General features: G+C 56.5%; 1 protein-coding gene. It reads left to right on the top strand.

Annotation, left to right across the window (positions count from 1 at the left end; all coding sequences use genetic code 11):
* Positions 1 to 618 (top strand): IS21-like element helper ATPase IstB (gene istB / locus ACG2E4_RS18455; protein WP_395277509.1); only part of this gene is annotated, 618 nt, incomplete at its 5' end.
* Positions 619 to 697 lie beyond the last annotated feature (79 nt).

The raw sequence follows: 697 nt of genomic DNA, 5'->3' as shown, positions 1-697 counted from the left end.
GCCACCCTCATTGACGCCGAATGGGAGGACCGTCAGCAGCGGAAGATTGCAGGGCTGATCAGGAGGGCCGGCTTCCGCCAGCAGGCGGCCGCCACCGACATCGACTACCATCCCGATCGCCGGCTCGACAAGACCCTGATGGGACGCCTGCTGAGCCTGAATTTTGCCCGAAAGGCCGAGAACCTCATTATTACCGGCCCAACCGGAACCGGCAAAAGTTGGCTCGGGCAGGCGATCGGCCGCCAGGCATGTCTGATGGGCCTTAAAACCCGCTATTTTGTTACCGCCCGGTTTTTTGACGAGGCGAAACTGGCCAAACTCGAAGGCAACTGGCCCAAACTGCTGAAAAGTCTCCTAAAGACCGATCTGCTCATTCTCGATGACTTTGGGCTGCATCCGATGGATCCGGCCGACCGGCAGTTGCTGATGGACCTGATCGAAGCCCGTCACCAGGCCACATCCACCATTCTCTGCTCCCAAATACCGGTCAGCGGCTGGCACAAATTGATCGGGGAAGGAACCATCGCTGATGCTATCCTGGACCGGGTGGTGTACTCTTCTCATCGGTTGGAACTCAAAGGCGAATCGCTTCGCAAAAAACAACGCTTGACCCAATGACCGTTAACCGCTAATATCGCTGTTGGAAAGTGGCACTATATGGCCCGAAATGAGTGGCACTATATGACCGAAATAGCCA

The sequence above is a fragment of the Halalkalibaculum sp. DA384 genome (assembly GCF_043951955.1).
Taxonomy (GTDB): domain Bacteria; phylum Bacteroidota; class Rhodothermia; order Balneolales; family Balneolaceae; genus JAMQKA01.
The sequence above is the reverse complement of the archived record's forward strand: the minus strand, read 5'-3'. Positions and strand labels throughout refer to the sequence as shown.